This is a genomic window from Shewanella sp. Choline-02u-19 (genome assembly GCF_002836205.1).
Classification (GTDB): Bacteria; Pseudomonadota; Gammaproteobacteria; order Enterobacterales; family Shewanellaceae; genus Shewanella.
Genome location: NZ_PJBE01000013.1, coordinates 2,371,215 through 2,395,011, shown reverse-complemented (window position 1 = coordinate 2,395,011; position 23,797 = coordinate 2,371,215). Strand labels below are relative to the sequence as shown.

Sequence of the window (23,797 nt, the reverse complement as noted above, 5' to 3'; positions counted from 1 at the left end):
CTTTAATGAGCCAATCAACTAAACAAATCATCGCTGTCGTACCAGCCGCAGGGATAGGCAGTCGCATGGGTGCTGAGGTGCCAAAACAGTATTTAGCCCTTAACGAGCAAACGATCCTCGGACACACTTTGGATTGCTTGTTGAGTCATGCTGGCATCTCAACGGTGATCATTGCGCTCCATCCACAAGATAAGTATTTTTCAACGCTGCCTCAGGCGACACATCCTAAATTATTAGCCGTAATTGGCGGAAATGAGCGAGCTGACTCAGTGCTTGCGGCTCTGCAACATGCTGATGAAGACAGTTGGGTGTTAGTACATGATGCGGCGCGCCCCTGTTTAAGTCATGCCGATATCGATAAACTCATAGCTTCAAGCTCGGTCTTTCCACAAGGGGCGATATTAGGCGCTCCAGTGCGTGACACCATGAAGCGCAGCAAGGATAATGGCGAGATATGTAATACTGTTTGCCGTGACAAACTTTGGCATGCCTTAACACCGCAGTATTTTCCTGTTAAGCCGTTAAGGGATAATCTAAAAGCTGCATTGGCTGCAGGAGCACTTATCACTGACGAAGCGTCAGCTATGGAGTGGGCAGGCATTATGCCGGGTATTATTAGCGGTCGCGCTGACAACATCAAAGTGACCCATCCTGATGATCTGCAGCTGGCTTCGCTATTTCTTAAAAATCTAAGCAGCATAGGCTAACGTTTAAACGCTGGTTAGTGTCATCACTAGGAATTGAAATGAAAATTAGAATTGGCCATGGGTTCGATGTGCATAAATTTGGCGGCGAACCACCATTGATCTTAGGCGGCGTTGTTGTCCCTTTCGATGTTGGTCTTATTGCGCACTCAGATGGTGATGTGGTGTTACATGCCATTTCTGATGCAATACTCGGTGCAATGGCATTGGGTGATATAGGTAAGCACTTTCCGGATACTGACGCCCAGTTTAAAGGCGCTGACAGCCGGGTCTTGCTGAGGCACTGTTATAAATTGGTGCTGGATTTAGGCTTTTCGTTATCAAATTTGGATGTGACCATTATTGCGCAAGCCCCAAAGATGGCACCACATATAGAAAGTATTCGTTGTTTGTTAGCTGCGGATCTGCAGTCTGATATTGGCGATATTAATGTTAAAGCGACAACGACAGAGAAGCTTGGTTTCACAGGCAGAAAAGAAGGTATTGCAGTTGAAGCTGTAGTGCTGCTGGCAAAGATATAAAGAGATTATAGAGATATGAGCGAACTTCATTATTTACACGGTAAGCCCGCAGCTACTGCTGATCTAAGAACACATAATAGTGATTTCTTAGTACAAGAAATTCTGCCTTTTGTGCCAACAGGCGAGGGCGAGCACCACCTGCTACACATTCGCAAAGATGGCCTTAATACACTCGAAGTCGCAAAAATGCTCTCAAGTTTTGCTCATGTTCATCCAAAAGAGGTGACTTACGCAGGGCAAAAAGATAAACATGCAGTGACCGAACAATGGTTTGGTGTTCGTATCCCAGGTAAAGAAACACCTAATTGGCAAGCACTTAACAGTGACAAAATCACAGTGATGACCGCTTCTCGTCATGGCAAAAAATTACGGATAGGGGCTTTGGCGGGAAACCGTTTCACCTTAGTATTGAGAAACGTCACTGAGATTGACGATGTTGTCGCTCGGTTGGAAAAGATAACTCAAATAGGTGTCCCCAATTATTTTGGTGAGCAACGTTTTGGTCATGAAGGCAAGAACCTTGTATTTGGTCGGCAGATGTTTGGCGGTCGCAATGTTAAAGACCGCAATAAACGCAGTATGTATCTTTCTGCTGTTCGCTCGAATGTGTTTAATGTGGCTACATCCGCGAGATTAGCCTCACATGGCATTGCGACGCTAAGCGGTGATTGTGTCATGCTGGCGGGTAGCAAGAGCTATTTCATTGCCGAGCAATGGGATGAAACCTTAACCGCACGTTTGGCCAAAAAAGATATCCAACTCTCGGCTCCTATGTGGGGGCGTGGTTTGCCATTAGCTCAAGCTGACGCCGCTGAAGTGGAAGCAAACGCGCTTGAAGACTTAGCGATTGATCGTGATGGATTAGAACATGCGGGGCTAAGTCAGGAGCGTCGTGCTCTGCTACTTGAACCACAGCATTTACAGTATCAAATTGAAGAAGATACCATTACGCTTAAATTTGCTTTACCATCAGGCTCTTATGCTACTTCTGTCTTACGAGAACTGTTTGAGTATCAAGATGTGCAAGAGGTGGCTAGAAAACAAATGCTAGCGGCACAACAGGAACTCGTTGCAACAGAATGAAAATTTTAATTAGTAACGATGATGGTGTAAATGCCGAAGGTATCGTTGCTTTGACAAACGCGTTAAAGCAGATAGCAGAAACCTTAACTGTTGGCCCAGATCGTAACTGCTCTGGTGCGAGTAACTCGCTGACCTTGACCAATCCACTGCGGCTGAATAAGTTAGACAATGGTTATATCTCGGTGAGCGGCACTCCAACTGATTGTGTACACCTTGCGATAAGAGAGTTGTATCAAGATGAACCAGACATGGTAGTGTCGGGGATCAACGCTGGTGCAAATATGGGCGATGATACTCTCTATTCTGGCACTGTTGCGGCAGCAATGGAGGGCCGCTTCTTAGGCTTTCCAGCGATAGCTATTTCGCTTGTGGGCTCTGAGTTAAAACATTATGAAACAGCAGCTTATTTTGCGTTGAAAATTGTTAAAGGCTTACAGAAACAACCTATTGCGCAAGATAAGATTTTGAATATCAATGTGCCTGACCTGCCTATTACTGATGTTAAAGGCATCAAGATCACTCGATTGGGTGCAAGGCATAGAGCTGAAGGGATGATCAGGACACAAGATCCCGCAGGCAAAGAGATATTTTGGTTAGGCCCGCCAGGTGATCAACAAGACGCAAGTGAAGGTACTGACTTTTATGCTGTTGCCAACGGCTATGTTTCTATAACGCCATTGACTGTCGACTTAACCGCCTTTGAGCAGTTAGCGGCAATGACGACTTGGTTAGCAACCGTAGAGTTGTAGACAAATAATTTTAATACTATTGGAACCGTTATTTATGAACCGGCTCGCGTCAACGTCAGCTTTGAATCTAGCAAAAAGTCTGTATGAAGCTGGCATCCGTCAAGAGTCAGTTTTAAAAGCGGTGGCTAATACGCCAAGAGAGCGTTTTTTAGATGCTGCGCTAGGGCATAAAGCCTATGAAAATACGGCACTGCCAATTGGTCAAGGACAGACCATATCGCAACCTTATATTGTTGCCAGGATGACCGAGATTTTATTGCAAAGTAAACCGAAAAAGGTGCTAGAAATAGGCACTGGTTCAGGTTATCAAGCGGCAATATTAGCTCAGTTAGTACCACAGCTATGTACTGTTGAACGGATTAAGAGCCTACAAATTCAAGCAAGACAACGTTTAAAAAAGCTTGATCTACATAATATTGCTTTTAAATATGGCGACGGTTGGCAAGGCTGGCCGAGTAAAGGGCCTTATGATGCGATTATGGTCACCGCTGCTGCTGCGAGTGTGCCTAGCGCGTTAATAGAACAGCTAGCAGAGGGTGGTGTGCTTGTTATCCCTGTAGGAGAAGCATCTCAGCAATTACTGAAAGTCACTCGTGTGGGTGATAAATGTGTGTCAGAGGCAATAGAGGTTGTGCGATTTGTGCCATTAGTGAGTGGTGAACTTGCTTAACTTTATTGTTACTCTTGTTGTAGTCCTTGTCCTAAATTTTAAGTCATGGTCGCAGATTTGCGATTTGGGGTAGCCGAGTCATATGAAGTTTATTGCGTACTTCTGTATCATTTTTACTTTTGCATTATCAGGTTGCAGCTTCCAAGCTGAGCGCCCCGCACCCGTGGAATCCTTGAACTCCCCGATAAAGCCGTCTTATGACAGAGGTTCGATTACCAGTAGCCGATATAAAGTTAAACAGGGCGATACCTTGTACTCTATCTCTTGGGGGGCAAATAAAGATTTTGCTGATGTTGCTAAGGTCAATAACCTGCGAAAGCCTTATACCATCTACCCTGGACAGGTATTGAGTTTTCGCTCTAAAAAATCTGTTACAAATACTAATACTGCCAAAAAAACGTCAAAAACAGCTGTTAAATCGACAGCGAAGAACACTAAAGCTGTTAGTAAACAAAGTGTTAAGCCTAATTCCGTTGATAAAAAAACGACTAAAACAGCGTCAAAAAAACAGCTTGATCAAGTTGCAAAGCCTGCGTACTCTGTAACAAGCAGTCAACAAGTTGTTAACCCTGTTATCCACAAGCGAGAGTCAACCTTACCTAAAAAGGTAAGTCGGTGGTTCTGGCCTGTGAAAGGTAAGGTGATTGGAACTTTCTCAGCCAAAGAGCAGGGAAATAAAGGAATAAAGATCGCGGGTAATCGTGGTGATGCAATTAAAGCTGCTGCTAGTGGTAGAGTGGTTTATGCAGGAAGTGCACTACGAGGTTATGGTAATTTAGTTATTATAAAGCATAGTGACGATTATCTAAGTGCATATGCACATGCTGATAAGATCTTAGTAAAAGAAAAGCAACTTGTTAATGTTGGACAGACAGTTGCTGAAATGGGTAATACCGGCACTAATCGGGTCATGCTACATTTTGAGATCCGTTATCATGGGAAGTCAGTAAACCCACTTAAATATTTGCCTAAGCAATAGTTGATTAGGCTGCCAGTTTGGCAAATCGGAGGACAGTACAGTGCAGTAGTTAAATATGAAATTTGGGAGATATATTATGGGCAGAACAAATAATGCCGTAGTGGCAGAAAAACCTACGAATACTTCTGTAAAAGGATTAACATCAGACGTCAATAAAAAGGAAGTTAAAGAAGCAGAGTTGGAGCAACAAGTACAAGACGATTTACAAAAAAACCTCGATGCGACACAACTGTATCTAGGTGAAATAGGATTTTCCCCCCTTCTCAGCGCAGAAGAAGAGGTGTTTTTTTCACGCAAGTCACTTAAAGGCTGTGAAAAATCCCGCAACCGCATGATCGAAAGTAACCTCAGATTAGTCGTAAAAATTGCACGTCGATATAATAATCGTGGCTTAGCGCTGCTCGATCTTATTGAAGAAGGTAATTTGGGCTTAATCCGTGCCGTAGAGAAGTTCGATCCTGAACGTGGTTTCAGATTCTCAACTTATGCGACGTGGTGGATTAGACAAACAATCGAACGAGCAATTATGAATCAGACTCGTACGATTCGATTACCCATCCATGTCGTAAAAGAGCTTAATGTTTACCTGCGTACAGCACGAGAGCTAGCTCAAAAATTAGACCATGAGCCTACCGCAGAAGAAATTGCAGATAAACTCGATCTATCAAGCAGCGATGTCAGTCGTATGCTCAAGTTAAACGAACGCATCACCTCAGTTGATACCCCGTTGGGTGGCGAAAGTGATAAGGCGTTACTGGATGTATTAGCTGATGACGACAATGTTGGACCTGATTATAAGGTTCAAGATGAAGATATGTCGAAATCAGTAGTGAAGTGGTTAGATGAACTTAATACCAAGCAAAGAGAAGTGCTAGCGCGCCGATTTGGTTTATTAGGCTATGAGCCATCAACACTTGAAAACGTCGGTAAAGAGATTGGCTTAACCCGTGAGCGTGTACGCCAAATTCAAGTTGAAGCATTAAAGCGCTTAAAAGATTTGTTAGGCGCCCAAGGTCTATCTGTTGAGGCTATTTTTAGAATTTAGCAACCGGTAGATAAAGAAAAGGCGCCGCTGGCGCCTTTTTTGTTTCTATTGCTTAAAGCAAAGAGACTTATATTATTACAGTGACAACTTTTTTAAGTGATAAAGATAATCGAGCGCTTGCCTTGGTGTCAGTTCATCGGGATTGAGCTTTTCAAGTGCCTCAATCACAGCTGATGATGCTTGTGTTGGTAAACTGATGGCTTGTTGAGCCAAAATCTGACCATTTTGCGACTGCTCCATTGCCTGATCGCGGCTTTCTAAATGGTGAAGCTTTTGTTTGGCAGCACTTATGACGCTGTTTGGCACACCTGCAAGTGCGGCAACCTGCAATCCGTAACTTCGACTGGCTGGGCCCTCTTGCACCGCATGCATAAACACGATTGAATCACCATGTTCAACGGCATCCAGATGCACATTTTCGACGTTATCCATCAGCTCAGGAAGCTGGGTTAACTCAAAGTAATGCGTTGCAAATAGCGTCATTGCGTTAAGGTTTTTGGCTAAATACTCTGCAGCCGACCATGCCAATGATAAGCCATCGTAGGTAGATGTACCACGGCCAATCTCATCCATTAAGACCAGACTGTTTGGCGTTGCATTATGAAGGATATTCGCCGTTTCGGTCATCTCGACCATAAAAGTCGATCGTCCAGAAGCGAGATCGTCTGACGCGCCAATACGGGTAAATATTCTATCGACAGGGCCAATTACGGCATGCTCCGCAGGAACGTAACAACCAATATGTGCCATCAAGGTGATTAAGGCTATCTGCCTCATATAGGTGGACTTACCCCCCATGTTTGGACCGGTAACAATCAGCATTTTACGTTGGTCATCTAGCGTTACTGGGTTCGCTATAAAGGGACTTTGACTTACTTGCTCGACAACAGGATGGCGACCTGCTTCTATATGTATTCCTGAAGCTTCTGATAGTTCTGGGCAGGCGTAGTTAAGTGTTTCAGCGCGTTCAGCAAAGTTACACAAGACATCCAATTCAGCCGCGGCTTTGGCAAACTCTTGCAGCTCATGTATTTTCGGCAATAGGAGGTCAAATAACTGTTCCCATAACTGTTTTTCTAATGCGAGTGCTTTACCTTGGCTTGAAAGGACTTTTTCTTCGTGTTCTTTCAGTTCCGCAATGATATAACGCTCTGTGTTTTTTAGCGTTTGACGGCGTTGATAACTCAAGGGCACCAGATCTGATTCGCGGCGGCTGACTTCAATGTAGTATCCATGTACTCGGTTGTAGCCGACTTTTAGGGTAGATATCCCTGTTTGTTCTTTCTCTCGAGCTTCCAACTGGGCAAGGTAATCGGTAGCACCGGCGCTTAGTACACGCCATTCATCAAGCTCTGCATCATAACCGTCACGTATTACACCACCATCACGAATAAGCATTGGTGGATTATCGACAATGGCATTTGACAGCAAGACTAGTTCCTCAGGGAACTCGCCAATGACTTGAGACAGGTATTGAAGGTGAGGAACTGTTGTCGACTTAAGCGTTTGCTGTAGTTGCGGTAACAAGCCTAATGCTTGACGTAAGCGCGCAAAATCTCTTGGTCGGGCATTGCGAAGGGCGATACGAGCTGTTATTCGCTCAACGTCACCTAACGCTTTTAAGTCTTCAGCAAGGGTAAGGTAATGCTCACTGGTAATTAACTCGGCAATAGATGACTGTCGAGCATTTATGACTTGGTGATCACGCAGTGGCTGATGCAACCAGCGCTGTAGCATGCGGCTACCCATAGCTGTAACTGTATTATCTAATACAGAGGCTAAGGTGTTAGTTTGTCCGCCTTGCAGGTTTACTGTTAACTCTAAATTACGACGCGTCGCAGCATCAAGTATGATGCTGTCAGCTTGGTTAAAACGTATGATAGAGTTTATATGTGGTAATGCTGTACGCTGAGTATCTTTCACATACTGCATTAGGCAACCTGCAGCTTGCAGTGACAGTCTGGCATCTTCAATACCGAAACCTTTAAGGTCTTTAGTGCCAAATTGACTTAGCAGCAAACGGTGGCAAGTCTCAAAATCAAATTCCCACTCGGGTCGACGGCGAGTGCCATTCATGCCTGCAATAAGACTCATTTGTGAAAAGTCTTCGCTATAAAGCAATTCTGCCGGATTGGTTCTTTGCAATTCAGCTTCCAGAGACTCGGTATCTTTCAGCTCTGTGACCACAAAACGGCCGGATGCGATATCAAGAGTCGCGTAACCATATCCCGCTTTGCCTTGATAGAGTGCGGCAAGTAAATTATCTTGCTTCTCTTGTAGCAAGGCTTCATCAGTCAAAGTCCCTGGGGTGACGAGACGGACAACTTTGCGATCAACTGGCCCCTTTGAAGTGGCTGGATCGCCTACTTGCTCGCAGATCGCGACAGACACACGAAGTTGCACTAGCTTCGCTAAATACCCTTCAACAGCGTGGTAGGGTAGGCCAGCCATAGGGATCGGGTCGCCACCACTTTTTCCGCGTGCTGTTAATGAGATACCGAGCAACTCAGAAGCGAGTTTGGCATCTTCGTAAAAAAGCTCGTAGAAGTCCCCCATGCGATAAAATAGCAACATATCTGGATTTTCCGCTTTTAGCGTCAAATATTGACGCATCATCGGGGTGTGTTTTTCTAAGTTTTGCGGATCAATAGCAGTCATCAATTTGCTTTGCCTGTACTTTACTGCGGCGCGTAGTGGCCATTAAACATTTATGGTTGCCAATCTTAACAATTTTTTACTCATCTTAGTGGGGATTATTATGATGAAATACTGCTAACTAAGGGCGTTTTTTACGTACTATTGCTTATCTGTATGATTTTGTTGGTTTAATAAAAAAATCTTGCACAGTACTTGATACTGTATGATTGTACAGTATACTAGTTTCATATTGAGGCCCTAAAGTAGATATTAGAGTCGTCATCAAAATGATAATACAGTGCTGAAACTGTGTTAGCACTGTGATTTTAAGGAAATAATAATGAAGATAGATCCAAATAAAGAGAAAGCGTTAAACGCCGTTTTAGGTCAAATTGAAAAGCAATTTGGTAAAGGTTCAATTATGAAGTTGGGCGAAAATCGTTCAATGGATGTTGAAACAATCTCTACTGGCTCTCTATCTTTGGATGTGGCGTTGGGTGCTGGTGGCCTGCCTATGGGGCGTATTTGCGAAATCTACGGTCCAGAATCATCAGGTAAAACAACACTAACGTTGGAAGTGATTGCTGCAGCACAGAGGCAGGGCAAGATTTGTGCATTTATCGATGCCGAGCATGCTTTGGACCCCATCTATGCAAAGAATCTAGGTGTTGATATTGATAATTTACTTTGCTCACAACCTGATACTGGTGAGCAAGCGTTAGAGATTTGTGATGCATTGAGTCGTTCTGGCGCAGTTGACGTTATTGTTGTTGACTCCGTGGCGGCATTAACGCCAAAAGCTGAAATTGAAGGCGAAATTGGTGACTCTCACATGGGCCTAGCGGCGCGTATGATGAGCCAAGCAATGCGTAAACTTGCAGGTAACCTTAAGCAATCAAACACTTTGCTTATCTTCATTAACCAAATTCGTATGAAAATTGGTGTCATGTTTGGTAACCCTGAAACCACGACTGGTGGTAACGCACTTAAGTTCTACGCTTCTGTTCGTTTAGATATTCGCCGTACTGGTGCGATCAAAGACCGCGATGAAGTTATTGGTAACGAAACGCGCGTTAAAGTGGTTAAGAACAAAATTGCTGCGCCGTTTAAGCAAGCTGAATTCCAAATCCTTTATGGCAAAGGTATTAACAGTACTGGCGAGCTAGTTGACTTAGGCGTTATTCATAAGTTAATTGAAAAGTCAGGTGCTTGGTATGCATATAAAGGCAGTAAAATTGGTCAAGGCCGTGCAAACGCTGGTAAGTATTTAATTGAAAACCCAGAAGTGTCTGACGAAATTGAGGCTACTTTGCGTTCAATGTTATTAGGCAAAGGCGAAAAAGTAACAGCGGAAACTACTGACACTGCAGGTGACAATGTTGATTTAGAAACAGGCGAAGTTTTTTAAGTCCCTTTTTTGAGTTAGCTTGGTAAGTTAGCTTTTTAATACTTATGCCCCAATCAGCATTACACGTCACGGCGCGCTTATAGCGCGCCGTGATCATTCCCGTAAAAAATCCAAACCAAACTAAACTTTCTGAGTTTGACGTACTAAAAATTAAAATGGTGCTAATAGCCGTGCTCTTACAGTCTATTTAGACGACAGTCGTTATCTAATAGGGCAAAGTCTTCATTCGAACAAATATCTTATGCTCTTGAATGTGATCCTTACGATTAATTTGTCATTTGCTAGCAACCTCATTTTCACCACTCATATCTTAGAATGATCCCGCAATACCCATTTTTTTAGCTGTCTACGCAGTTTTGTCACTACAGGGCTGGTTGTTAGCCATGACACTGCTTATAATGCTTTTCATAAAAATTTATCATTAGGCTCTTTTTCGGGCTAGTTGCACAACCTAATTCAGGACGGTTTCATGTATCAAACTACTGCAGCACTGCGTAGTGCTTTCTTGGCATATTTCGGTACCAATGGTCATCAGGTCGTTGATAGTAGCTCTCTAGTGCCAACTAATGACCCTACGTTATTATTTACTAATGCGGGTATGAACCAGTTCAAAGACGTATTTCTTGGAGAAGACAAGCGCAATTATAGCCGTGCCACCTCATCTCAGCGATGTGTAAGAGCGGGCGGTAAGCATAATGATTTAGATAATGTTGGTTACACAGCGCGCCACCATACATTTTTTGAAATGCTCGGTAACTTTAGCTTTGGTGATTACTTCAAAGAAGAAGCGATAAACTTTGCTTGGAATTTTCTAACTAAAGAGCTAAAACTGCCCAAAGAGCGTTTATGCGTCACTATTTACGACACCGATAACGAAGCTTACGATATCTGGACGAAAAAAATCGGTATTGCACCTGAAAATGTTATTCGTATAGGCGATAACAAAGGCGCTGCTTATGCTTCCGATAATTTCTGGCAGATGGGCGACACAGGACCTTGTGGTCCTTGTTCTGAAATTTTCTATGATCACGGCGAACATATCTGGGGTGGCCGTCCCGGTACGCCAGAAGAAGACGGTGACAGATTTATTGAGATCTGGAACATCGTATTCATGCAGTATAACCGTCAATCAAATGGTGATATGAATCCGTTACCTCGACCTTCTGTTGATACAGGAATGGGGATTGAGCGAATTGCTGCGATTATGCAGGGCGTGCATTCAAACTATGAGATTGATATTTTCCAAGCGTTAATCAAAAAGACGGCTGAAATCCTCGGCGTTACTGATTTAGAAAATAAATCACTACGTGTTATCTCCGATCATATCCGCTCATGTGCATTTTTAATTGCTGACGGTGTGATGCCATCGAATGAAGGCCGCGGTTATGTATTACGTCGTATTATTCGCCGTGCCGTTCGTCACGGAAATAAATTAGGTGCTACTAGCAGCTTCTTTTATAAGCTGGTTCCGACTCTGATCGAAGTTATGGGTGATGCCGCTAAAGGTTTAGTGGCTACGCAACCAATAGTTGAAAAGTCACTTAAAGCTGAAGAAGAGCAGTTTGCTCGTACACTCGAGCGCGGTCTAGGTATTCTTGATAATGCGTTAACAAATCTTAAAGGTGATGTATTAGACGGTGAAACAGCCTTTAAATTGTATGACACATACGGATTCCCAGTTGATTTAACCGCAGATGTTTGTCGCGAGCGAGATATCACTGTCGATGAAGCTGGTTTTAAAACTGCCATGGCAGAGCAGCGAAGCCGTGCTCAAGCCGCTGGTCAGTTTGAAACTGATTACAATGATGGTCTAAAGATAGATGCACAAAGTGCTTTCGTTGGTTATGAGAGTCTTAATAACCAAGCGACGATTATTGCTATCTATAAAGCGGGTGAATCGGTCAATGAGCTTGCTGCAGGTGACGAAGCGGTAATTGTACTGGATAACACACCATTTTACGGTGAATCTGGTGGCCAGTGTGGCGACAAAGGTGTGCTTATTGCTGATGGTGTTGAGTATAACGTTACTGATACCCAAAAATACGGCCAAGCAATTGGCCATATTGGCAAGTTAGCGAGCGGCTCAATTAAAGTTGGTCTGTCTGTTTCTACTGATGTCGACAAAGACCGTCGTCATAGAACAGAGCTAAACCACTCCGTTACGCATTTACTTCATGCAGCGTTGCGCCAAGTGTTAGGTACGCACGTAACTCAGAAAGGCTCGTTAGTTGACCCTGAACGTTTACGTTTCGACTTCTCTCATTTTGAAGGCGTTAAAGCCTCTGAGGTCAAAGAAGTAGAAGAATTGGTTAATACTCAAATCCGCCATAACCACGCGTTAACTGCTGAAGTGATGGACATAGAGCAAGCCAAAGAGAAAGGCGCTATGGCGTTATTTGGCGAGAAGTATGACGATGAAGTTCGTGTTGTCTCTATGGGAGACTTCTCAATTGAGCTCTGTGGCGGAACACACGTAGGTCGTACTGGTGATATTGGCTTGTTTAAGATCACCTCTGAAGGTGGTATTGCCGCGGGTATACGTCGAATCGAAGCGGTAACAGGGGCAGCTGCAATGGCTTATATTGCTAAGCAGCAGGATCAGCTGGAAGAAGCTGCGTCGTTATTGAAAGGCGATAGTGCCTCTGTTGTGGTAAAGCTCAAGGCACAACTGGATAAGGCTAAGTTGCTTGAGAAAGAGCTTGCACAGTTAAAAGATAAACTTGCGGCAGCAACCAGTGCCGATCTCGTTGGTGAAGCTGTTGACGTCAATGGTATTAAAGTTTTAGTTAAGAAGCTTGATGGTGTCGATGCAGGTTCGCTTCGCGGTTTGCAAGATGAACTCAAGCAGAAGCTTAAGTCTGGTATTGTTGTATTAGGGATTGCTGGCGACGCCAAGGTGAACCTCATTGCGGGTGTCACTAAAGATCTCACTGGCAAAGTGAAAGCAGGTGAACTTATAGCTTCCATCGCTGTGCAAGTTGGTGGTAAAGGCGGTGGGCGTCCTGATATGGCACAAGCAGGTGGTAGCCAGCCTGAAAACCTTCAAAGTGCATTAGATAGCGTTATACCTTGGATTTCTGACAAGCTGGCTTAATCGAGATAGCTGTTGAATGAAAGTTTGAAAAACGCTCTTTATGAGCGTTTTTTGTTGTCTGAAGGCTAAAAGTTAGCATAAGTGCTAATGGTAGCGGCTATGTTTAGCAAACTAATTGCATAAATATCACTATTTACGAGAAAACTAGTAGATATAACAGTTAACTTTGGTATGGTGATTGTGACAATGTAATGTTGTTTGGCTAATGGATTTTAGAGGTGTTGCTGAAATGGTCTTCAAACTGTTTTCATGCCCGTTTAATCTCTATGTTTAATAATAGCCTTTTAGTGCAGAATTTTTTTAATATGGCTTGTAGGGTTTTGATGCTAGAACTGTATATAAAGGCAGTAAAGGTGCAATTAATTGGCGTATTTCAAATTGAATACTGTTAATTTGTACTAAGCTAACTCTATAATAAGTATATAGCGGAATAATGCCGTATAAAGCAAGTTTAGGAACTAAAGGAGCAACATAATGCTGATATTGACTCGTCGTGTTGGTGAAACACTGATGATTGGTGATGAAGTTACGGTCACTGTATTAGGCGTTAAAGGTAACCAAGTAAGAATTGGTGTTAATGCACCTAAAGAAATCTCTGTCCATCGTGAAGAGATATATCAACGCATTCAATCTGAAAAATCAGGGACTGCTCCAGAAGGCGGAAACTTCTGATTGTAGTTTGATGATTACTGAGAATTTTAGAAGCTAGTTTTTTAACTGGCTTTTTTATTTTTTAGGATATGAAAAGTCTTATTATGGGCGTTCTTAGGCGGATATACAGTCAACATGCTTAAAAACAGTCCAAACGGAAATAGTTTCTTCGAAATGGTTTGACTTATTTTCGGCAAACAGTAATATGTGCGCCAAGAAACGGAGAGGTGGCCGAGTGGCCGAAGGCGCTCCCCTGCTAAGGGAGTATGGGCGTTAAATCCCATCGAGGGTTCGAATCCCTCCCTCTCCGCCATTTCTTACAGTAAACGACGATGCGGATGTAGCTCAGCTGGATAGAGTACCTGGCTACGAACCAGGCGGTCGGAGGTTCGACTCCTCCCATCCGCACCATAATTTACTGTTGTGTTTAAATGTTTTAGTGAGCGGATGTAGCTCAGCTGGATAGAGTACCTGGCTACGAACCAGGCGGTCGGAGGTTCGACTCCTCCCATCCGCACCATTAAATCATTTGAAAGTTTTGCTTAATATTTGCGGATGTAGCTCAGCTGGATAGAGTACCTGGCTACGAACCAGGCGGTCGGAGGTTCGACTCCTCCCATCCGCACCATTAAGTTGTTTTAATTGCTTTACCTTTATATATGCGGATGTAGCTCAGCTGGATAGAGTACCTGGCTACGAACCAGGCGGTCGGAGGTTCGACTCCTCCCATCCGCACCATAAAGTTTTTAATTTTTTACCTTAATATATGCGGATGTAGCTCAGCTGGATAGAGTACCTGGCTACGAACCAGGCGGTCGGAGGTTCGACTCCTCCCATCCGCACCATTAAGTTTTTTAAATGTTTTATCTTTATATATGCGGATGTAGCTCAGCTGGATAGAGTACCTGGCTACGAACCAGGCGGTCGGAGGTTCGACTCCTCCCATCCGCACCATATAAGGCTTACAGATTTTGCGTTTTAGTTTTCATCGATAATGTCTTTGGAAACTAATTAAACGGATGGTGAATATAACTCCTTCCACGCGCACCATGTTTTGCGGAGAGGTGGCCGAGTGGCCGAAGGCGCTCCCCTGCTAAGGGAGTATGGGCGTTAAATCCCATCGAGGGTTCGAATCCCTCCCTCTCCGCCATTCTTAAAATACAAAAAAACCGCTTACTAAAGCGGTTTTTTTGTGCCTGAATTTTACCTATATGAATAGTGTCATTATGTTCATCAGTGTCAGTATCCATAATAATCTCCTTTCGTTTTTATCTTAATCCGTTACTTGAAACTTTCCTGATAGTTGCTTGCAGTATTAACAACAGATTGCATCAATAGTTTTAAATTCTAAGCAAAGCTTTGTTCATCTATTTACCTCACTAAAGATAGACTTTAGTTTTACGACTGCCACGAAACATTGCAGCCCTACCTTACTTTTAGTCCATTAATCTATAGTTAGAGTCAAATAGTTGTAATTTTAGTTGATTACACTTTGGTAACGTGTGATTTTAAAGTTAGCAACTATATTTGTCGTAGTCATTCTGGAAGTCGCTTTGCGCAGAATGAGTTCAGGTTTGTATAAAAACAAGTTTGTATTAAAGAACGGAGATCTTTTATGACGCTACTTCGCAATAAGTTTACAAAAAAGTTAGCTCTACTATCGGTTACTGCTGGATTAATGTCCTTCGCGGCGACCGCAGCTGATAAACCTAATATTCTCGTTATCTGGGGAGATGATATTGGTCAATCTAATATCAGTGCCTATACCTTTGGCTTGATGGGTTACCAAACACCGAATATTGATAGCATCGCCAAAGAGGGGATGATGTTCACTGATTACTACGGTGAGCAGTCTTGTACCGCAGGTCGCTCTACTTTTATTACGGGGCAAAGCGTGTTTCGTACTGGTTTGTCAAAAGTGGGAATGCCTGGAGCTGATGTCGGATTACAGGCCTCTGATGCAACCATCGCTGAAATCCTCAAACCGATGGGATATGCAACGGGGCAGTTCGGTAAAAATCATTTAGGCGATAAAGATGAGTTTTTACCAACAAACCATGGTTTTGATGAGTTTTTCGGTAACTTGTATCATCTTAATGCTGAAGAAGAACCTGAGAATATTGATTACCCTAAAAACCCTGAGTTCCGTAAAAAGTTTGGACCTCGTGGCGTTATTAAGTCTTCTGCCGATGGCAAAATCGAAGATACTGGACCGCTAACGAAAAAGCGTATGGAGACGGTGGACGATGAAACGGTCGCTGCGGCAATAGATTTTATGGAACGAAAGGTCAAAGCCAAGAAGCCATTCTTTGTTTGGTGGAGTGGTACTCGTATGCATTTTCGTACTCATGTTAAACCTGAGCTTCAAGGTTCAAGTGGTTTGAGTAATTATACCGACGGTATGATTGAACATGATAACCATGTAGGGCAATTACTCGATACCGTTGATAAGTTGGGCATAAAAGATAATACCATTGTTTTTTATTCAACCGACAATGGGCCACACATGAATACTTGGCCTGATGCGGGTACAACCCCATTTAGAGGTGAAAAGAATACAAACTGGGAAGGGGCTTACCGAGTTCCGGCCATGGTACGCTGGCCTGGAAAAATTGCAGCGGGTTCGGTTTCCAATGACATTATGCACCATATGGACTGGTTGCCGACTTTTGCCGCTGCCGCTGGCGATAGCAAGGTGAAAGAAAAGTTGTTAAAAGGCCATAAAGCGGGCAGTAAGAAGTTCAAGAACCATCTCGATGGTTATAACTTTTTGCCCTATTTAACCGGTAAAGATAAAACAGGTCCTCGTGAGGAGATTTTCTACTTTACTGATGATGGTGATTTAGCGGCGCTTCGCTTCAATAATTGGAAGCTGGTATTTATGGAGCAAAGAATGGCCGGTACATTAGCGTTATGGGCTGAGCCTTTTGTTGTTTTACGACTGCCAAAAATCTATAACTTAAGAACTGACCCGTATGAAAATGCAGATATCACTTCCAATACCTACTGGGATTGGATGTTAGACAGAGCGTTCATGTTAGTACCGGCGCAAGCTTATGTGGGTAAATTCCTAGAAACCTTTAAGGAATATCCACCTAGCCAAAAAGCAGCTAGCTTCAGTTTAGATCAGGTGATGGAGAAACTGCAGCAACCTGCGAGTAAATAGAAGTTGGTATCATTAAGGGCGCTTGCGCCCTTTTTCTATTTTTAAAGGGTACTGGTTTGGTGTCCTTTCAAAATGGGTAAAAAGGAAAAGCCATCATATGGAAAGCCAAGCGGTATATTCACAGCTGAGTGATTTACAAATAGCTTTAGAAAAGCAGGTTCTAGGCCAAGCACATGTAGTAAGAGGGTTGGTATTAGCGCTGTTGGCTGATGGGCATGTATTACTTGAGGGGCTTCCCGGTACCGCAAAAACCCGTTCGGTTAAAACGTTAGCTGATTTGCTGCATCTATCTCAAGGTCGAGTGCAATTTACCCCAGATTTGTTGCCATCGGACGTTATTGGTTATGAAGCGTTATCTTCCTCTGATAATAACCACATTGATTTTAATCCTGGCCCCATCTTTAATCATATTTTACTCGCGGATGAAATCAATAGAGCGCCGCCTAAAGTGCAGTCAGCTTTGCTTGAAGCAATGGAAGAGCGGCAGGTCACCATCGGTAATACTAGCCATCCGATGGAATCTGTTTTCTTGGTTCTAGCGACTCAGAACCCTATCGAACAAGAGGGAACTTACCCTTTACCCGAAGCGCAAATGGACCGGTTTTTATTTAAAATAGTGATTGATTACCCTGAGGATGAAACCGAACTAGCGATCATTCGTCTAACCAGAGGCCAAGAAGTTCGAACTGATAGTCCTCCAATAAAGATAGAAAATGCTGAAGTGTTAATTATGCAGGCACGTAGCTTAGTTCATGACGTATTTATGTCTGAGAGTATTGAGAAATATATCGTCGCTTTGGTGATGGGGACAAGAAAGCCGGAAAGATATCCTGATAGTGAGTTACAAAAATACATAAAAATTGGCGCCAGCCCAAGAGCTTCAATTGCACTCGATAAGGCGTCTCGCGCTCACGCAGTGCTAGAGGGGAGAGACTATGTTGATCCTGATGACGTGAGGGCGGTTGTAATGGCCGTACTTAGCCATAGGATCATGCTTTCGTATGCTGCAGTGGCAAACGGCAAGAGTGCTCAGGATGTGGTTAAAGAGCTTGTTAGTGTGACCCCCATCTTATGAAACAAGCTATGAGCAGTTTATGAGCAAGCAAGACTCGCGAATTTATACCAACTTAAGTGCATTATTAGCCCTTAGGGAAGATAGCCGTCATTTGTCATTGTCACCGCGTTTCCGGCCGGCAGGAATGCTCTCCGGTCGGCATGCGTCGCGTATAAAGGGTCGTGGGTTGAATTTTGAAGAGCTTAGGCAATATCAAGCGGGGGATAACATACGCCAAATAGACTCTAGAGTGTCAGCGCGCTTGGGCAAACCTTATGTGAGAGTCTATTCTGAAGAAACAGACAGACCAGTACATATTGTTGTTGATCAACGCTTACCGATGTTCTTTGGCAGTCAAGTCAATACCAAGTCGGTTACAGCAGCTCAGTTGGCGGCGCTGTTAGCATGGCAAGTCTTTGATGGAGGAGACCGCGTTGGCGGCGCGGTTATCGGTTGTCGAGGTACGGTGCAAATGTCGCCTAAACGCTCAAGCCACAATGTTATTCATCTGCTCGAAGCGATAGTGACGGCTAATAATCAATTGGATTTAGCATCACTTAAAAATGGTAAAGAATCCACAATCACCAGCTCGTTGCTGTCTCAAGTTAGACCATTAGTCACGACGTTAAACAGTCAAAGTGTGATGATATTGATCACTGATATTGAGGGGGTTGAAATTGAAGAATTAGCGGAGTTAGAAGTGTTGTCGCAAAAATCAAATGTATTGCTTTTTGTCATTCAAGATCCGCTAGAAGATGATTTAACTGCTGCCCATGGTTTGAGTGTTTCTCACGGGGAACAACAAATTAATATTCAAGCCAGTGCCCAAAATCAACAGAAATACGATGATCTTTATCAGCAACGCTTAGCGAGTTTGAAAAAGGCAACGCTAACAAGCGCATTGCCTGTGGGGCTGGTTAATACATATGAGCCTGTTATCACCCAATTAAGTCGTTTATTAATGGGTGAGCCTGCATGAATCCGGTAACTCAACTCGTCGATATACCGCTACCGGAGTTAATCCCATGGTGGCCTCTAGCGCCGGGTTGGTACGGGGTAATACTTGCCATATTACTATTATTGATGCTACTTATTGTTCGAAAAAGGCAACGCTGGATGGCTAATGGCTATAGACGAACAGCACTGGCTCAGTTGCAATCAATGACGGTGCATGACGCGAGTGCCATGAACCAAGTCATACGGCGCACAGTCATGTTAGCCAAGCCCTGTGATGATAAATTAAGCCAAACAGGTGTGAGTTGGTATCGGGTCATCGTAAGCTGTAGCCCGCAAGCTATCTTTACCGAGGCGCAGTTAAAACAACTAGAAGCGTTAAATTATCAATCGGCTAAACACATTTCGCAGCACCTATCAGAAAGTGACTTCTCTAAGCTGAATCAATTATGTCAGCGTTGGGTAAAGGAGCATCGCTTTGAACATCAGTCTTGATTACCCATGGATGCTAGCGCTAATCATTTTACCGGTCTTTGTGTTTCGGATCTTTCCCGTCTATCTGCAGCCAGCAGCCTCTATCTATTTGCCCTTCTTTGCTCGATTAGTTGCTGCGACTGGACAAGCACCCACGTCGGGTAGCCAAGTTAAACAGCGAAAACGTATTCAAGCAATGGCGTTACTGCTTAGTTGGTTAGCGATCATCATTTGTTTAGCACGACCTGTATTGTTGGGTGAGCCTGTTGTCACACAAAAGACGGGGCGAGACTTAATGATAGCGGTCGATCTTTCTCAATCCATGGAGCAAGAGGATTATCAGCTCAATGAGTACGGTAAAGTGTCTCGCTTAGTTGCACTTAAATCGTTACTTAATACGTTTTCAGAGCAGCGTAGCGGCGATAGACTAGGGCTGATTGTTTTTGGTTCTGGCGCATATCTGCAAGTGCCCTTTACGGAGGATATTGTGCTTTGGCAGACATTACTGCAGCAAATGGATACTCAAATGGCAGGCCCTGCTACCGCAATTGGTGATGCCATAGGCTTAAGTATTCGTGCTTTTGATGGCTCCAATACCACAGAGCGAATACTGTTGTTAGTGACCGATGGCAGTGATACTAGCTCTAGATTAGATCCGGTGGATGCCGCCCGCGTGGCTGCAGCCGATGGTATCGAAGTTTTTACGTTAGGCATGGGCTCAATTGATACCGAAGGGGAAGATAAAGTCGATTTTAATACGCTCAACAAAATTGCCAAGATCACTGGAGGCCAAGCATTCGAAGGCAATAGCACTGGTGCTATTGAGCAGATTTTGCAACAGGTGAATCAGATTGCACCGGCAAAGTATCAGCAACAAAGTTACCTACCTAAGTTAGACCTTTACCCTTGGCTTATCGGGCCTATGCTCGTTATCTATATTTGTGTGTGGTTGGCGCTAACTATCTCAACGGTGATGGTCAATAAGGGGCAGGCTGATGTTAAGTAGTTTTCAGTTTGCTGAGCCACTTTGGTTGTGGCTATTTTTGCCTATAGGTTTACTTATGTATGGTCTTTGGCGCAATCGAAAAATGGCGCAAGAACAAGCTGGAGAAGGCGTAATAGCAGCTCACCTAGCAAAAGTATTTTCAATGCAGAATAGTCACAGAGCGACAAAAGCACCTATAGGGTTAACGTTGCTCACCGCCAGCTTTATCATTTTTGCATTAGCGGGTCCAAGCTGGCTAAAGGCCAGTGACGATGATATTAAAGCGCCGCTGATTATAGCCCTAGACTTATCGCCTTCAATGTTGAAAAGCGAAGGCAGCATAAGCCACCTAGAGCGAGCTAAATTACTGGTATCAAAACTGCTAATGCAGGGGAGTTCTAGGCCTATTTCGCTGGTTGCATTTGCAGGCAGCAGTCACCAAGTATTACCGCCATCGGATCAATTTGCGCTGTTAACGCTATATTTGGGCTATATGTCGCCTCAAGTTATGCCCGTAGAAGGTGATGATATTGACAGTTTGATTGCCGTTATTGCCGCAATTCCCGACGCACAAGAGTTTGGTTTCGACTTACTTGTCTTATCGGATGGCTTTGCAGGCCAAGGCCAAGCATTGGCTAAGTTCACTCAAAAACAGCATGCACAAGTGTTATTCGCTGCATTAACGGCATCAGCCGAGTCTTCTGCGACGCAGCTTGGCTTTACGGTGATGACTGCGGATGGCCTTTTGTCTGGCAATGACAATTGGCTTGAGCAAGTATCAAAGCTAGAACAGGCTGCTCTCAGTCAATCGAGTCTGGTGGTTAATCAAGGCTACTGGTTACTCTATCCGGCTGCGTTGCTATTATTACTGTTTTTTCGTCGAGGCTTTAGTCTGTATTGGGCTAGCTCTATTGTGCTCTGCGTCAGTTTGATGCCAGTACCAGTCCATGCACAGTGGCTAGACTTATTCTTTAGTGCCGATCAGCAAGGTCAATACTATTACGACAAAGGTGATTATCAAGAAGCCGCATTACGCTTTGAAGATCCTAGCTGGAAAGCCCGCGCCTATTATCAAGCAAAAGAGTACAGCAAGGCCGCTAAGATATATCGTCAGCAGGATGATTTACAAAGCCTGTTTAACCTGGCAATGACCTACACTCGTGGGCGCAACTACAGTAAAGCAAAGACGCTTTATCAATTGTTACTCGACATTGAACCTGATTTCCCCGGCGCTAGCAAGAACTTACAAATAGTGACTCAGCTGATAAAAGACATTAAGCAGCTTGGGGAGAGTCAACAAGAGGAAAACCCACCAGAGTCGATTAATCCTGACGATATGACCGATATGGATCTTGGTGCTGACAAACCGCAAATGGGCAAAATAGAAGTTGAACTGCAGCAGTTGTCAGTTGAAGAGTTATTAAACAGTGATACTAAAAAGCAACAGTGGTTAAGGGATATCAGTAAAGACCCGCAAAAGTTTTTAGCTGCAAAATTCCAAGCTCAGTACAATGAGTCCCAGCAAGAAGATAGATCTCTACCGCCAAAGGCGAATAGCAACGCTGACGCTAAGGAGGAGGGGAATGATTAGCAAGACGTTCAATTTAACTCTTCATTCAATAACTCTGCAATGTAAGCGGGTCGCTTTATTTTTATTTTGTATGGTTTGTATCAACGCTAGTGCGGCAGCCACTAATACTAATGCTGTAAACACCGTGGCTCCTTCGAGCCAGATTTTGACTCAAGTATCTAATGTTCATCCTGTGGTCGGTGAACAAACTGTATTGCGTTTTGAGCTACTTGTTAACGGTTTTTTTAACGGCGGCACCGAGTTTGATTTACCTTCGATGTCCAGTGCTCGATTGTCTCAAGCATCTTCATTTGCCATTAATGGCAACAGAACAATCGCTGGGACAGCGCTCTCCTCTCAGATCTGGGAAGTGTATCTTTACCCCGAACATAAAGGCGTTATAGAGGTGCCGAGTGTTCGATTCAAGGTCAAGTATATGGACAACATTAGCGGAGAGTCTAAGACTGCAATATTGATATCGGATGCTGTAGTGCTTTATGCGCATATCCCAGCAAGCCTTATACATGCTGAACAATACATCGTATCAGGATCAGTATTGATTGAGGATCAATGGTCAGTGTCACAGCCAAGTTACAATGTTGGTGACGTGATTAAGCGTGAAATCAAGATTTCTGTGACTAACCTCCCTGCAATGAATATCCCTCGAATATTCATGACAGCACCAGATGGCGTTAGTGTTATGCCGCTTGAAGCTGAACTGACTGACAATAATAATCGTGGTGAAAACAGCGCAATATTGAGCCAAGAGTTTAACTACATTATCGAAGCTGGTGGAGAATTTGTAGTCGGAGGAGAAGAGGTACTTTGGTGGGATCCTGACGTTGGTTTACATCGGTTAAATTTCTCTGAGATTAAACTTAACGTTACTGGGGCTAATATTGACCGTTATAGCGTATTGCTCAGTATCATCGTCTTGATGTTAGTTGTTTTGCTTATATTGGGGCTAAAAAAGCAAACGCTACCGATACGAGTAAAGCTGACCCAAGCATTGTTAGTAAAAGACTGGCGTGAATTTATCAACCTATTGTATCGGCGTGGTGATCTTATATCTGCACCAGCCACAATAAAACCTTCGTTATCGCTGCAAACGCCGCATGCTTCCACCAAGGTACTGCAAAAACACCAGCTTATATCGCAGCTATTTAGAGCATGCTTTAGCTCAACAGCTGAAAACGATGACCATGGGTTTAAGTTGAAAAAGGAGGAGAAGCTTTTCGTAAGAGAAGCCTTTAGGAACTTAATAAAATAATGGCTTTTGCAAAAGGGCTACCCAGTTAATTTGTACTCCTGAAAAAACTAAGTTTAACGAGACCCATAGTTTGATTGATTAGTGCATAAGATCTCATTCTAGCTACTGGGTTACTCTTTGTTCTTATATCTGAAATTACTTTCCTTTAACTTAAGATTCAAATTATAAATATTTTGGATTGCCATGGCTTACGCTGATGATTCACTGGTTATTTCAATAATAAATTATAGAATCATCATCAGTGTAGTAATATTTTTATGCTTATTGGTATGACCAATTTACAAAGGCCTCGCTATTTTGTTATAGATTGGTTATTGTTTTTGTCGATGATAGCAGTCTTCTAGCTGCTTTAAGCTTAGGCATTATCGAAATGAATGCATAACATGTGAACTGTTAGTGAATAAATATTTGTTTTATTCCAGTATATTTACATAATCCGTAAAATGGGCCGACAAAACTAACATACACTGATTTGGTTGCACCGTTTTGTCTTAGTGTATATAGGGCTGGAGAGAGGAAGAGATGGAAACAATATCAGAACAGTTAACCGATGCGCTGGGGATCATGATCCTCGGCATGTCGTTGGTTTTTGTATTTTTAGGTATATTGATTTTGGGAATGAAGCTAGTTGCTAAAAAATATGCGCCTGCACCCCAAGAGAAAATAACCGTTAATGCTCGCCAACCGGCGGTAACTAAACCCGCAGTGAGTCCTTTAATGGCAGCCGTTATCGCCTCTGCAATTCATCAGCACCGCCAAAAAGCATAAATAAGTAGGGAGTTA

General features: G+C 43.4%; 19 protein-coding genes and 8 tRNA genes. 26 read left to right on the top strand and 1 reads right to left on the bottom strand.

Translation table 11 applies throughout. The annotated features are described in order from the left end of the window. The first annotated feature begins 5 nt into the window (after window positions 1–5). The 7 genes from ispD (at window position 6) to rpoS (ending at window position 5,751) form a co-directional block, all read left to right on the top strand. A complete protein-coding gene (ispD, locus tag CXF83_RS17095) occupies window positions 6–707 on the top strand; it encodes a 2-C-methyl-D-erythritol 4-phosphate cytidylyltransferase (protein WP_101090607.1) in 702 nt (233 codons plus the stop codon). A 38-nt stretch (window positions 708–745) separates the two neighbouring features. Next, entirely contained in the window at window positions 746–1,225 is a 480-nt protein-coding gene (ispF, locus tag CXF83_RS17090; RefSeq protein WP_101090608.1) for a 2-C-methyl-D-erythritol 2,4-cyclodiphosphate synthase, read from the top strand. A gap of 15 nt (window positions 1,226–1,240) precedes the next feature. Continuing rightward, window positions 1,241–2,308, top strand: a complete 1,068-nt coding sequence (gene truD / locus CXF83_RS17085) for a tRNA pseudouridine(13) synthase TruD (RefSeq protein WP_101090609.1) — start codon at window positions 1,241–1,243, stop codon at window positions 2,306–2,308. Continuing rightward, window positions 2,305–3,057 carry a 5'/3'-nucleotidase SurE gene (surE, locus tag CXF83_RS17080; protein WP_101090610.1) on the top strand — a complete coding sequence of 251 codons (753 nt, stop codon included), beginning with the start codon at window positions 2,305–2,307 and terminating at the stop codon, window positions 3,055–3,057. The genes truD and surE overlap by 4 nt, the downstream gene beginning before the upstream one ends. A gap of 34 nt (window positions 3,058–3,091) precedes the next feature. After that, a complete protein-coding gene (locus CXF83_RS17075) occupies window positions 3,092–3,727 on the top strand; it encodes a protein-L-isoaspartate(D-aspartate) O-methyltransferase (RefSeq protein ID WP_101090611.1) in 636 nt (211 codons plus the stop codon). A gap of 82 nt (window positions 3,728–3,809) precedes the next feature. Next, a complete protein-coding gene (locus CXF83_RS17070; protein WP_101090612.1) occupies window positions 3,810–4,706 on the top strand; it encodes a peptidoglycan DD-metalloendopeptidase family protein in 897 nt (298 codons plus the stop codon). A gap of 76 nt (window positions 4,707–4,782) precedes the next feature. Next, on the top strand, window positions 4,783–5,751 hold the full coding sequence (gene rpoS, locus CXF83_RS17065; RefSeq protein ID WP_101090613.1) for an RNA polymerase sigma factor RpoS: 969 nt from the start codon (window positions 4,783–4,785) through the stop codon (window positions 5,749–5,751). A 75-nt stretch (window positions 5,752–5,826) separates the two neighbouring features. Here rpoS and mutS read toward each other — a convergent pair whose 3' ends face one another. Next, window positions 5,827–8,409 carry a DNA mismatch repair protein MutS gene (gene mutS / locus CXF83_RS17060; protein WP_101090614.1) on the bottom strand — a complete coding sequence of 861 codons (2,583 nt, stop codon included), beginning with the start codon at window positions 8,407–8,409 and terminating at the stop codon, window positions 5,827–5,829. A gap of 319 nt (window positions 8,410–8,728) precedes the next feature. On the opposite strand from mutS, the gene recA reads away from it, so the two are divergent. The 19 genes from recA to CXF83_RS16965 all read left to right on the top strand — a co-directional run bounded on the left by recA (window position 8,729) and on the right by CXF83_RS16965 (window position 23,782). Then, window positions 8,729–9,796, top strand: a complete 1,068-nt coding sequence (gene recA / locus CXF83_RS17055) for a recombinase RecA (RefSeq protein ID WP_101090615.1) — start codon at window positions 8,729–8,731, stop codon at window positions 9,794–9,796. 469 nt (window positions 9,797–10,265) lie between these two features. Next, the gene (gene alaS / locus CXF83_RS17050; RefSeq protein WP_101090616.1) at window positions 10,266–12,890 is read left to right on the top strand and encodes an alanine--tRNA ligase; all 2,625 of its coding nucleotides are present in this window, start codon (window positions 10,266–10,268) and stop codon (window positions 12,888–12,890) included. Between the two features lie 474 nt (window positions 12,891–13,364). Next, window positions 13,365–13,562, top strand: a complete 198-nt coding sequence (csrA, locus tag CXF83_RS17045) for a carbon storage regulator CsrA (RefSeq protein ID WP_101090617.1) — start codon at window positions 13,365–13,367, stop codon at window positions 13,560–13,562. Window positions 13,563–13,762: 200 nt separating this feature from the next. Beyond that, window positions 13,763–13,854 (top strand) — tRNA-Ser (locus CXF83_RS17040). 21 nt (window positions 13,855–13,875) lie between these two features. Further along, a tRNA-Arg gene (locus tag CXF83_RS17035) sits at window positions 13,876–13,952 on the top strand. Window positions 13,953–13,984: 32 nt separating this feature from the next. Beyond that, window positions 13,985–14,061 (top strand) — tRNA-Arg (locus CXF83_RS17030). 31 nt (window positions 14,062–14,092) lie between these two features. Then, window positions 14,093–14,169 (top strand) — tRNA-Arg (locus tag CXF83_RS17025). 33 nt (window positions 14,170–14,202) lie between these two features. Next, a tRNA-Arg gene (locus CXF83_RS17020) sits at window positions 14,203–14,279 on the top strand. 30 nt (window positions 14,280–14,309) lie between these two features. Further along, window positions 14,310–14,386, top strand: a tRNA-Arg gene (locus CXF83_RS17015). A 32-nt stretch (window positions 14,387–14,418) separates the two neighbouring features. Further along, window positions 14,419–14,495 (top strand) — tRNA-Arg (locus CXF83_RS17010). 104 nt (window positions 14,496–14,599) lie between these two features. Continuing rightward, a tRNA-Ser gene (locus CXF83_RS17005) sits at window positions 14,600–14,691 on the top strand. Window positions 14,692–15,156: 465 nt separating this feature from the next. Further along, the gene (locus CXF83_RS17000; protein ID WP_180960995.1) at window positions 15,157–16,707 is read left to right on the top strand and encodes an arylsulfatase; all 1,551 of its coding nucleotides are present in this window, start codon (window positions 15,157–15,159) and stop codon (window positions 16,705–16,707) included. 97 nt (window positions 16,708–16,804) lie between these two features. Then, window positions 16,805–17,782: an AAA family ATPase gene (locus CXF83_RS16995; protein ID WP_101090618.1), complete on the top strand. Its 978-nt coding sequence runs from the start codon at window positions 16,805–16,807 to the stop codon at window positions 17,780–17,782. 19 nt (window positions 17,783–17,801) lie between these two features. Beyond that, a complete protein-coding gene (locus CXF83_RS16990; RefSeq protein ID WP_101090619.1) occupies window positions 17,802–18,740 on the top strand; it encodes a DUF58 domain-containing protein in 939 nt (312 codons plus the stop codon). Beyond that, complete coding sequence (locus CXF83_RS16985; protein ID WP_101090620.1) at window positions 18,737–19,210, top strand: DUF4381 domain-containing protein; 474 nt, start codon at window positions 18,737–18,739, stop codon at window positions 19,208–19,210. Before CXF83_RS16990 ends, CXF83_RS16985 begins: the two co-directional genes overlap by 4 nt. After that, entirely contained in the window at window positions 19,194–20,195 is a 1,002-nt protein-coding gene (locus tag CXF83_RS16980; protein ID WP_101090621.1) for a VWA domain-containing protein, read from the top strand. Before CXF83_RS16985 ends, CXF83_RS16980 begins: the two co-directional genes overlap by 17 nt. Beyond that, window positions 20,185–21,765, top strand: coding sequence for a vWA domain-containing protein (locus CXF83_RS16975; protein WP_101090622.1), 1,581 nt, complete (start codon window positions 20,185–20,187; stop codon window positions 21,763–21,765). The genes CXF83_RS16980 and CXF83_RS16975 overlap by 11 nt, the downstream gene beginning before the upstream one ends. After that, the gene (locus tag CXF83_RS16970) at window positions 21,758–23,014 is read left to right on the top strand and encodes a BatD family protein (protein WP_157822899.1); all 1,257 of its coding nucleotides are present in this window, start codon (window positions 21,758–21,760) and stop codon (window positions 23,012–23,014) included. The genes CXF83_RS16975 and CXF83_RS16970 overlap by 8 nt, the downstream gene beginning before the upstream one ends. Window positions 23,015–23,536: 522 nt before the next feature. After that, the gene (locus CXF83_RS16965) at window positions 23,537–23,782 is read left to right on the top strand and encodes an OadG family protein (RefSeq protein ID WP_101090624.1); all 246 of its coding nucleotides are present in this window, start codon (window positions 23,537–23,539) and stop codon (window positions 23,780–23,782) included. The last annotated feature ends 15 nt before the right edge of the window (window positions 23,783–23,797 follow it).